General features: G+C 49.1%; 11 protein-coding genes, 1 tRNA gene and 1 pseudogene. 8 read left to right on the top strand and 5 right to left on the bottom strand.

The genetic code is table 11. From position 1 onward, the window contains the following. Positions 1-208 precede the first annotated feature (208 nt). The 3 genes from ribBA to Q9I99_RS09920 all read right to left on the bottom strand — a co-directional run bounded on the left by ribBA (position 209) and on the right by Q9I99_RS09920 (position 2775). Positions 209-1549 (bottom strand): bifunctional 3,4-dihydroxy-2-butanone-4-phosphate synthase/GTP cyclohydrolase II, encoded by a 1341-nt coding sequence (gene ribBA, locus Q9I99_RS09930; protein ID WP_301667673.1) that lies wholly within the window; start codon positions 1547-1549, stop codon positions 209-211. Between the two features lie 195 nt (positions 1550-1744). After that, positions 1745-2419 (bottom strand): glycosyltransferase family protein, encoded by a 675-nt coding sequence (locus Q9I99_RS09925; RefSeq protein WP_301667672.1) that lies wholly within the window; start codon positions 2417-2419, stop codon positions 1745-1747. After that, positions 2416-2775 carry a glycosyltransferase family 2 protein gene (locus Q9I99_RS09920; RefSeq protein WP_025458428.1) on the bottom strand — a complete coding sequence of 120 codons (360 nt, stop codon included), beginning with the start codon at positions 2773-2775 and terminating at the stop codon, positions 2416-2418. The genes Q9I99_RS09925 and Q9I99_RS09920 overlap by 4 nt, the downstream gene beginning before the upstream one ends. Before the next feature lie 81 nt (positions 2776-2856). Between Q9I99_RS09920 and Q9I99_RS09915 the strand changes: the two are divergent. Beyond that, positions 2857-2967 (top strand): annotated as a pseudogene (locus Q9I99_RS09915) (IS5/IS1182 family transposase); the annotation flags it as partial. A gap of 80 nt (positions 2968-3047) precedes the next feature. Here the strand turns inward: Q9I99_RS09915 and ribA are convergent. Further along, on the bottom strand, positions 3048-3641 hold the full coding sequence (gene ribA / locus Q9I99_RS09910) for a GTP cyclohydrolase II (protein WP_301667671.1): 594 nt from the start codon (positions 3639-3641) through the stop codon (positions 3048-3050). Further along, a complete protein-coding gene (locus tag Q9I99_RS09905) occupies positions 3634-4308 on the bottom strand; it encodes a hypothetical protein (protein ID WP_301667670.1) in 675 nt (224 codons plus the stop codon). Before Q9I99_RS09905 ends, ribA begins: the two co-directional genes overlap by 8 nt. A 153-nt stretch (positions 4309-4461) precedes the next feature. Here Q9I99_RS09905 and Q9I99_RS09900 point away from each other — a divergent pair. The 7 genes from Q9I99_RS09900 (at position 4462) to Q9I99_RS09875 (ending at position 8648) form a co-directional block, all read left to right on the top strand. Next, positions 4462-4546, top strand: a tRNA-Leu gene (locus tag Q9I99_RS09900). Between the two features lie 220 nt (positions 4547-4766). Then, positions 4767-5999 carry a tyrosine-type recombinase/integrase gene (locus Q9I99_RS09895; protein WP_301667669.1) on the top strand — a complete coding sequence of 411 codons (1233 nt, stop codon included), beginning with the start codon at positions 4767-4769 and terminating at the stop codon, positions 5997-5999. 425 nt (positions 6000-6424) lie between these two features. Next, positions 6425-6652: a helix-turn-helix transcriptional regulator gene (locus Q9I99_RS09890; protein ID WP_301667668.1), complete on the top strand. Its 228-nt coding sequence runs from the start codon at positions 6425-6427 to the stop codon at positions 6650-6652. Further along, positions 6649-7128 carry a host-nuclease inhibitor Gam family protein gene (locus Q9I99_RS09885; protein WP_301667667.1) on the top strand — a complete coding sequence of 160 codons (480 nt, stop codon included), beginning with the start codon at positions 6649-6651 and terminating at the stop codon, positions 7126-7128. The genes Q9I99_RS09890 and Q9I99_RS09885 overlap by 4 nt, the downstream gene beginning before the upstream one ends. 89 nt (positions 7129-7217) lie before the next feature. Continuing rightward, positions 7218-7451: a Mor transcription activator family protein gene (locus tag Q9I99_RS11470; protein WP_369416168.1), complete on the top strand. Its 234-nt coding sequence runs from the start codon at positions 7218-7220 to the stop codon at positions 7449-7451. After that, the gene (locus tag Q9I99_RS09880) at positions 7441-8022 is read left to right on the top strand and encodes a phage protease (RefSeq protein WP_301667666.1); all 582 of its coding nucleotides are present in this window, start codon (positions 7441-7443) and stop codon (positions 8020-8022) included. Before Q9I99_RS11470 ends, Q9I99_RS09880 begins: the two co-directional genes overlap by 11 nt. 11 nt (positions 8023-8033) lie before the next feature. After that, the gene (locus Q9I99_RS09875) at positions 8034-8648 is read left to right on the top strand and encodes a hypothetical protein (protein ID WP_301667665.1); all 615 of its coding nucleotides are present in this window, start codon (positions 8034-8036) and stop codon (positions 8646-8648) included. Positions 8649-8752: the final 104 nt, after the last annotated feature.

The following is an 8752-nucleotide window of genomic DNA, read 5'->3' as shown; positions in this document are numbered from 1 at the left end:
GTTAGTATTATGTTACATTTCTATTTTTTAATGCAATAAAAATTACTCTTAAATTATTCTTAATTTATTATATTATTATTTTTATTTAGAATAAACTATAATAATGACTTTTATGGGAGGTTCTGGCCGAATCAGATAATTTATAGCAAAAGGTCGTCTGAAAACCGGAATTCGGATTTCAGACGACCTTTTGATAGGACGGACGGGTTTATCTGTTTTCCGCTTCTTCAAAACCGACGACTTCCAAACCGAAGCCGGTCAAGCCGGTAAAGGACGAGGGCTGACCCAATACGCGCAGTTTTTTAACATTGAGGCCGGCGAGGATTTGCGCGCCAATGCCGTAGCTTTTGCTGTCCCATTTGTAGGCTTGGTTTGCGCCTTTGGGCAGGGTGCGGTCGAGCAGGGCGGCGCCGTCTTCGGTGCGGTGCAGAAGGATGACTACGCCGCTTTCGGCTTGTTGGATGCGCTCGAGTGCTTTGGGCAGCGACCATGAATGACGCGGGTTGGCTTGGATGAAGTCCATGACGCTGAAGGGTTCGTGGACGCGGACGAGGGTTTCTTCGTCGGCAGAGGGCGTGCCTTTGACGAGGGCGAGGTGGGTTTCGCCGGAGAGCTTGTCCACGTAAACGTGTTGTTGGAACTCGCCCCACGGGGTTTGTACGGGTGCGTTGCCCATGTCTTCAAGCAGGCTTTCGGTACGGCTGCGGTATTCGATGAGGTCGGCAATCGTGCCAATTTTGAGCTTGTGTTCTTCGGCAAACTTCATCAGCTCGGGCATACGCGCCATGGTGCCGTCGTCGTTGATGATTTCGCAGATGACGGCGGCAGGGATAAGCCCGTTCATTTGCGCCAGATCGACACCGGCTTCGGTGTGTCCGGCACGGACGAGTACGCCACCTTTTTGGGCGCGAAGCGGGAAGATATGACCGGGTTGGACGATGTCTTCGGGTTTGGCGGTCGGGGAAACGGCAGTTTGAATAGTCAGTGCGCGGTCGGCGGCGGAAATGCCGGTGGTAATGCCGTGTGCGGCTTCGATGGAGACGGTAAAGTTGGTGCCGTATTGCGCGCCGTTTTTCTGGGTCATCATGGGCAGGCCGAGTTTTTCGACCATTTCGCCAGCCATCGGCAGGCAGACCAAGCCGCGCGCGTTTTTAATCATAAAGTTGATGGCTTCGGGGGTAACGAATTGCGCCGCCATCAGCAGGTCGCCTTCGTTTTCGCGGTCTTCGGCATCGGTGATGATGACCATTTTGCCAGCTTTGATGTCGGCTAGGATTTCGGGGATGGTGGAGATATGGGACATGGTGCGCCTTTCTTGATGGTCGATTTGGGCGGCAGGGTTTGCCTGATCCAGCCACATGGTGGGCATGTTCGCCGCCTGTTCGATTTTTCTGGCTTTTTTCTCGCCGAAGGATTTGTTTTTTAAGAGGGCGGAGAGCTCGCCCGTATTGAGGCAGACGGCTTCGGCAAAACGGGTTTGCAAACCGCCGTAGTATTTTTCTATCCACTGCCGCAGGTTGTGGCGGCGCAGGTCGGCTGTGTTGGTCATTGTTTTTCCTTTTGCGGAAACCGAATGCAACGGATTGTAATCGCGTATTTACCAAAAAGCAAATCTGTTTTTTTCGCTAAACCGAATTATTTGCTTTTTGGTAAACAGATGCCGTCTGAAGCTGGATTCGTGGCTTCAGACGGCATTGCCGCAACCCCGCCGGCGGGGCGGCTGTTTCTTCCCGCCCGCTTCTGATTATGGGGTTTCCGGAGGGTTATTCCGAAAAAATTTCTGATAAAAAGCCTTGATTGCCGGATACAGCATAGGCGGTACGAGCAGGCGCAATACCGGCAATCCTATGATGAATGCCGCCTTCCCGATAAAAACCGGACGGATTGCCTTCGCGCCGAATATCTTTCTGCATTTTTCTTTAAATGAAAAATATTTCTGGTAGATGACGATAATGTTTTTGGAAAAATAAAGCCTTACCAATATAGACCTCAGATAGCCGATATTGTCGAAGACAAATTTTTGCAAACCGCCGTAGATGGGGGAATTCTTGTTTTCGACTAAAAAATCCACACCCCGGTCGAGATGCGTCAGCATATCGCTGAAATTTTTGTATTTGATGTTGTGGCTGATAGAGCCGCCGAGAACGCGGTACTGGTAAAAAGGGTTATCGTAAAAGGCAAAAGTCTTGATAAAACGCGCCAATTGCAAACTGTACGGGAAATCCTCGTGAATGTATCCTTTTGGGAAAAACAGATTGTTTTTGATGATTATTTCCCGCCTGACAATCTTTGTCCACGCGTTGGAGATATAGTACCGCCCCTCCACCAGCATTTCAAAATGGCGGACAAAATCATTATCCGAAAAGTCCTCCCCTTTGGAGATGTCGCGGTAATTGAAGGACGAAGGGTGCAGGATCAAATCAATCTTTTTATCTGCAAGTTGTTGTAAATCAAAGAGAATCCCCCCCCCGCGTTTTTTGAACGGTTGGTATCGGCCCAATAGTCGTCGCTGTCCAAAAAGATCAGGTAATCGCCTTTTGCCGCCCGGATACCGGCGTTGCGGGCATCCGACAGCCCGCCGTTTTCTTTATGAATAACTTTTATATGCGGATATTTGCCTGCATATTCGTCGCAAATCTTCCCGCAGCCGTCCGGCGAACCGTCATCGACCAAAATCATTTCATAATCGGCAAAATTTTCGGCAAGCACGGAATCCACGCAGCAGCGGAGGTATTTTTCCACATTGTAAATAGGGACGATGATGGAGAAAATCATAAATATCAATCCATTATATTAAGATGTTTGCGCGTATGCCTCAAACCCGCGCCCGCAATGCGTTTGCATCCGCACCCTGTAACTTTATATAGTGGATTAAATTTAAATCAGGACAAGGCGACGAAGCCGCAGACAGTACAAATAGTACGGCAAGGCGAGGCAACGCTGTACTGGTTTAAATTTAATCCACTATAAAACTTATTGCTTTATCAAGGTATGGGAAACCTGTTTCCCGAAAGGCGGCGCAGGATGCCCGTTTCCTGCACCTTTGCCTATTCCGACATCAAATGTCCCAGCTTGTCCGCCTTGGTTTGGAGATAACGTTTGTTTTCAAGGTTTTCCCCGACGTGCAGGGGGATGCGTTCGACCACATTGATTCCCGCATCTTTAAGCGTTTGGATTTTTTCGGGATTGTTGGTCAGCAATTTGATCGAGCGGATGCCCAGATATTCGTAGATAGATTGCGCCAAACGGAAATCGCGGGCATCGACGGGCAGACCGAGTGCCACGTTCGCCTCAACCGTATCCATACCCTGATCCTGCAAATGATAGGCGCGAATTTTATTGATCAGCCCGATGCCGCGCCCTTCCTGACGCAGATAGACGATGATGCCGCGCCCTTCCGCCTGAACAGCCTTCATTGCCGCTTCCAGTTGCGGCCCGCAGTCGCATTTTCTCGAGAACAGCGCGTCGCCCGTCAGACATTCGGAGTGGATGCGCGTCAACACCGGATTGCCGTCTGAAAAATCTCCGACGGTCAGCGCGATGTGTTCCTGCCCGTTTGCCTCTTCAAAACCGTGCATCGTAAATACGCCCCATTCGGTCGGCAGGCGGCAGGAAGCGACATAGTTTAATAATTCAGACATTTTCATCTCCTTCTGCGGCAGTGATGCCCAAAAGCTGCTTCAAAGGTTCGGACAACGCCAAGGCAAGAGCCACCCATTCCGCCTGCGCCGCCTCATCCGTACAACCGGCTTTTTCAAATTCGACGTGAACCACGCCCAGCACGCCGCCGCTCTCTGTACAAACGGGAATGGAAAGCTGCGCCGCCGAATGCCGGTTGCGTTCGCCGGAAAGCTCTCCCAATTCCAACCAGCGGGCTACATCCGAAGCAATATTCATCCAGCCGCTTTGCGCGCAACGGCAGGCAAGCGAAACATCGGCAACATTTTCATCCAGCTCCCATATGTTTTCCAAACCTTCTCCCTGTTGGGACAGGCAAACCAGCTGAAAGGCGGCGTTTTCAGACGGCATTAGGGCATAAACGGCTGCGGCGCGCACGCCTTCACAGCGCGAAAATACCGAATCCAGAGCCATAAAAAGCCGTTTCAGACCTTCCTCATTTCCACTGTTTTGCTCCAAATAATCGGCAAGCCTCCAATCCTCATGCTCACGCCACAAAACCGAACGGTCAATCGAAGCCGTCCCCATATCCATTACCGTCTGCACCGTCAGATACGCCGCCCGAACCTCGTCAAGCGGCAGCTTCAAACCCTGAGTCAGCAGAAAATCCTTAATCAAAGCAGCAGGCATACCAAAATTCCGTCAACAAAAACAAAAAACCGCCGGATTCCGATAGCAGGCGGACGAAAAACAGATTTTACCGCCCTAAACCCCAAGCCATCAACAGCCCCGCCGAAAACCTTGCACAAAAAAACAAAATCTGTATAATCATCCAATTCCCATGCGGACGTGGCGAAATTGGTAGACGCACCAGATTTAGGTTCTGGCGCCGAGAGGTGTGAGAGTTCGAGTCTCTCCGTCCGCACCAACATACAAAAACGCTTAGAAATTCTAAGCGTTTTTTTTCATTTAATCCCGTCTAACGCCATTAACCAATCCTTGTAAATGCAAGGGTTTCAGGCTTCTTTATACCCCGTTGTTTTCTTTTTGGCTGCATAACGCCGTCTAATTTAATCTAATTGAATCAACTAAAATCAGGGGGTATGATTCGGGGTATCTGAAAATACCCCCTAAAACATACCCCCACCATGCCGCTGAATGACCGACAAATCAAAAATGCCAAGCCCGCCGAAACAGGGAAAAAGACCAAGCTGTTTGACGGCGGCGGATTGTATCTTGAAGTTACCCCAGCAGGCGGGAAAGTTTTCCGTTTGAAATACCGTATAGACGGCAAAGAGAAAACACTAACTATCGGAAAATATCCGACTGTATCACTAGCAGAAGCCCGCACCGCTGCCGAGAATGCCCGCCGCTTGCTTGTATCGGGGCAAGACCCCAGCGAAGCCAAGCAACAGGAAAAGCGCGAACGGCAAGCCGCCGCCCTAAATACTTTTGAATCAATCGCCCGCCGATGGCATACCGACAACCTGACCCGCTGGAAAGAAAACCACGCCGCCCGCGTGTTGAGATATTTTGAAACGGACGTTTTCCCCGTTATCGGCGCAATGCCGATTCAGGAAGTCAGTGTAAGCGATATTAAAGCGGTTCTTGACGGCGTAATGGTGCGTGGCGTGAACAATACCGCCGAAAAAATCAGGGAATGGACGGGCGCAATATTTGATTATGCTGTCATGCTTGAGATTGTGGAAACCAACCCCGCCTATTCATTGCGGAAATACATCCCCGCTAAGCAGACCGACCATCGCCCAGCTTTGCCCCGTGAAGAACTGACCGAGTTTTTCCGCCGCCTGATACTGGCAGAGATTGAGCCGCAAAACAGAATAGCCCGGATTTTGAATATGCTGACCTTTTTACGAAGCACGGAACTAAGGGGCGGGCAATGGAATGAAATAGACTTTGACGCGGCAATGTGGACAGTTCCCGCCCAGCGTATGAAGCACGAAAAGACCGCGCCGAAACCGCCCCATGCCGTGCCGATGGCTGATTGGACGCTTGAACTTTTGGCAGAACTGAAAGAGCTTACTGGTAATACGCCGTTTCTGTTTCCCAGTAGAACCAAGACGGACGGTTTTATCAGCGACGCAACAATAGGTCGTATCATTGAGCGCATGGGCTACAAAGGTAGAGTAACCCCGCATGGTTTCCGTTCCCTTGCAAGCAGCGTTTTGAATGAGCAAGGCTTCAACCCTGACGCGATAGAGCGACAGCTTGCCCATATTGAAAACAACAAAATCCGCGCCGCCTACAACCGCGCCGATTATCTGAACGAGCGCAAAGAGTTTATGCAGTGGTATAGTGATTTTTTGCGAGAACGATACCGCCAAGCATTAAGATTGATTGAGGACGGTACGCGGAATTAACGTATTTTTTCGCCGCCGTTGCCGAAAATCTTCACGACAGATGGCGGCGGAAATTTTCATAGAAAATCTCCCAAATAACGATAAAAATTCATAAGATGAAATAAATTCACATAGAATCGTTCAAAATACAAGTTAACTAACATTTACATAATTTACATAACAACAGTTTTAGAAGAATGTTTTTAATGCTTGTAAAAATTGGCATATAAAAAAATAACAGCCTGTCCGTTATTCTTTCGTGTTTTCTGAAAAAAAGTGCAACATTGTTGCACTTTTTTTTATTGAAATATTTTGAAATATTTCGCTAAAAGTGAAACGTTGTTGCACTTTTTCAATAAGTTATCGACTTTTTAACACGGCTTAATGTTGTTATCTTATTCGCTTGTCGTCTAATTCAATCTATCTGAAAGCAAGGAAGTTTAAATATGAACGATACAAGCAGGATTTTGAGAGCCAAAGCAGCGGCGGAAAAATTGGGTATATCTACCGCGACACTTTGGAATAAGGCAAACCCCAAAAGCCGCCATTACCGCCCCGATTTTCCTCAGCCCGTCAAAATATCAGATAACGTTACGGGCTGGATTGAGAGCGAAATCACGGCATACATCGAAAAATGCGCCGCCCAGCGCAAAGATACAGGAGCAGCAGCATGAAGACCGCTTATCAGACCATGAAAGAAGCAGAAGCCGCATTCAGCCGCTTGGCAAAGCTGGAACAGCAACAAGCCGCTAAAGAAGCCAAGCACAAAGCCAAGATTCAGGCATTGACCGACAAATACGCCGCTGATATTGAGCCGCTGGCAAGCGAACAAACCGCTATCCGCGCCGCGCTTGCCGACTATGCCGCCGCCCACCGCGACGAACTGACCGCCAACGGCAAAACCAAGACCGCCTCTATCGGCAAAGGTCGTCTGAAATGGCGCAAACAGCCTGACAAGCTGGAAATCACGGGCGATACGGAAACCATCATTGCCGCCCTGAAACGCCGCCGCTTGAGCCGCTTTATCCGTGTAAAAGAAGAATTGAACAAATCCGCCATCATTGCCGAAATCGGCAAACTGAAAACACCGATAGACGGTATCAAAACTGTATCAGGCGGCGAAGTATTGAGTATTGAAACAGGGGCATGACATGGACAAAAGAACAACAATCAGCGGCGATGAAATTTTAAGCACAATTTCCGACAAATGCGCCGAAGTATTGAAGAATTTGGGCATAAATTCAGCCCGCACACCGCGCCGCTATTGCCGTTTCCGACCATATATCTTTTGAGTTCGGCGGGCAGCTTGTCTATTTCAAACAGTGCAAAAAAGAAGATATTGAAGAGAGAAACCTGACCATTATCGAAGAATACAAAAGCGGCTTGATAACCGTGGGGGAAATCGCCCGCAAATACGGAATTTCCATGCAGTCGGTTTATGTGATTTTGAGAAAGGCAAAAAATGAATCTTGAAATCAAGCGTTTTCAAATTTCAAAAGTCGGAACGCATACCGATTCACGCGGCACGAAACATATTTTTAGCAGCGAAAAGCTGCAAGCCGTAGCTGACGAGTACAACCGCCGAAAAGCGGCAAAGGGCAAAAGCGCGCCCCTGTTCATCGGGCATCCGTCCATGTTGAAAACCCCGCCAAAGCCTTTGGGCTTGGTTACTGAATTGACCTTTTCAGACGGCAAACTATACGCAGAAGCGTATTCAACCGACGAACTGACCGACCTAATACGACGCGGCGTTTATAAGCACTGTTCGGCAGGTTTCGACTTATTGAAGGGCGGCGGCTTGAAACTGAATCACGTTGCCTTTTTGAACCATCCCGCCGTTAAAGGCATGGACGCGCTGGATTTTGGTGCAGGGCAGGCGGGATACATCACATTTGAAACCGAAATATGCCAGTTTTCCGAGCTTGAATATCCGAGAGAAGCACACCGACTGGACGCATACGCCCGCGCCTATATGCAGGAACACCCGCAAACCGACTATGCCTCCGCCGTAAGAGCCTGTTTACACCTGACGAACTACCGATAAAGGACAATGAAATGACTGTAATTGATACCGCAAAATCTGTCGTAAATACTTTTAAAGCACAAGCCGCCCAAATTCAAACAGAGCGCGAAAATACCGCCGCCGAAATCGGCAAACTGAAAGCAGAAATCAAGCGTTTGCGCGATATGCCCGTTTCCCGTGCTGATTTTAGTCTGATTTTAAAAGAACACATCAAGGCGCAATCGGAGCAGAGCGCAAGCCGCCTTGTTTCCGCCCTTGAACAGACAAAACCCAATTCAGACGGCAACGGCTTGGAATTTGACCGTTACAACCGCCGCCCGCTGGAATCGCTTGAATCCAATATTTATTCAGGCTGGCTTTTTTCAGGCATGAAAACCGATTATGACTTTCTGTCTTACAGCCAACTGGAAAACGGGGCGGGCGGCATCCGCAGCCTGCTTTGCTTCTTGTTTCCCGACATCATCCACGACCGAATCATGCAGACGGTAAACGAAAAAATCGGCGACAAATGGGGCAATGACGACTTGCCGAGCGTATCCGAACGCCGAGAAAAAATCATTGATATGCAAAACGAAATCAAAGATTTAGAGGGGAAATTAGCCGAATTGGACGCGGCAATCAAAGAATTTGGGGCGCAAACCGCTTGACAGCGGCAAAAGGCGGGGCAATAATGCGCCTGTCGTCTTCAATAGGACGGACAGCCGTGAGAAGCTGAAACCAATCAGGCAAGTAAGCCGCCCAAAGCGTATCA

The organism is Neisseria basseii (assembly GCF_962707005.1).
In the GTDB taxonomy this organism is placed as follows: Bacteria; Pseudomonadota; Gammaproteobacteria; order Burkholderiales; family Neisseriaceae; genus Neisseria; species Neisseria bergeri.
Note: the sequence above shows the minus strand (reverse complement) of the source record. Positions and strands in the feature narration are given on the sequence as shown.

What these genes read in the sequence shown, in the direction of transcription:
- ribBA (WP_301667673.1), bottom strand. Translation starts at nt 1,549, where the DNA reads ATGACCAACACAGCCGACCTGCGCCGCCACAACCTGCGGCAGTGGATA.
- Q9I99_RS09920 (WP_025458428.1), bottom strand. Translation starts at nt 2,775, where the DNA reads ATGATTTTCTCCATCATCGTCCCTATTTACAATGTGGAAAAATACCTC.
- ribA (WP_301667671.1), bottom strand. Translation starts at nt 3,641, where the DNA reads ATGTCTGAATTATTAAACTATGTCGCTTCCTGCCGCCTGCCGACCGAA.
- Q9I99_RS09905 (WP_301667670.1), bottom strand. Translation starts at nt 4,308, where the DNA reads ATGCCTGCTGCTTTGATTAAGGATTTTCTGCTGACTCAGGGTTTGAAG.
- Q9I99_RS09895 (WP_301667669.1), top strand. Translation starts at nt 4,767, where the DNA reads ATGCCGCTGAATGACCGACAAATCAAAAATGCCAAGCCCGCCGAAACA.
- Q9I99_RS09890 (WP_301667668.1), top strand. Translation starts at nt 6,425, where the DNA reads ATGAACGATACAAGCAGGATTTTGAGAGCCAAAGCAGCGGCGGAAAAA.
- Q9I99_RS09885 (WP_301667667.1), top strand. Translation starts at nt 6,649, where the DNA reads ATGAAGACCGCTTATCAGACCATGAAAGAAGCAGAAGCCGCATTCAGC.
- Q9I99_RS09880 (WP_301667666.1), top strand. Translation starts at nt 7,441, where the DNA reads ATGAATCTTGAAATCAAGCGTTTTCAAATTTCAAAAGTCGGAACGCAT.
- Q9I99_RS09875 (WP_301667665.1), top strand. Translation starts at nt 8,034, where the DNA reads ATGACTGTAATTGATACCGCAAAATCTGTCGTAAATACTTTTAAAGCA.